The organism is Pseudomonas sp. KB_15 (assembly GCF_052114525.1).
GTDB lineage: Bacteria > Pseudomonadota > Gammaproteobacteria > Pseudomonadales > Pseudomonadaceae > Aquipseudomonas.
The window spans coordinates 1-453 of sequence record NZ_JBFREX010000207.1 but is presented as its reverse complement, the minus strand read 5'-3'; the positions used below and the strand labels follow the sequence as shown (position 1 = coordinate 453).

The 453-nt window shown below is 72.8% G+C and carries 1 protein-coding gene; it reads right to left on the bottom strand.

The window, feature by feature from the left end:
• Positions 1 to 453, bottom strand: a 453-nt coding sequence (locus AB4Z35_RS30490; RefSeq protein WP_442101228.1) for an NAD(P)/FAD-dependent oxidoreductase, incomplete at both ends; no start/stop codon positions are given.

Genomic DNA, 453 nt, shown 5'->3' with positions numbered 1-453 from the left:
GTCCAGCACCGGCTTGGACGGCATCGCCTCGGTCGCATAGTGGCGGTGATAGCCGCGTTTTACGAATAGCGGCAGCCGATAGCCCAGCCGCGTGGTCAGATCCGCCGCCCACGGCCCCAGCGCGATTACGGCCTGCGCCGCCTCGACCTTGCCGTCCTCCGTAGACACCTGCCAGCCCGAACCGCTGGCGCGCAGCGTGGCGGCGTCGCCATGGCAGAAGGTGCCGCCCTGCCGCTCGAACAGCGCGGCATAGCGGGCGACCAGTTCGCCGGGATCGCTCACGGTCCATGGGTCGCGCCAGTGGATGGCGCCGGCCAGCACGTCGCGCAGGGCCGGCTCGGCCTGCTGCAGCGCCGCGCGGTCCAGCAGGGCGTGATCGAGCGCATGGTCGGCGGCCACGGCCGTGGCGTCGCGGGCGGCGGCGTCGAACTCGGCTTCGCTGCGGTAGGCCTC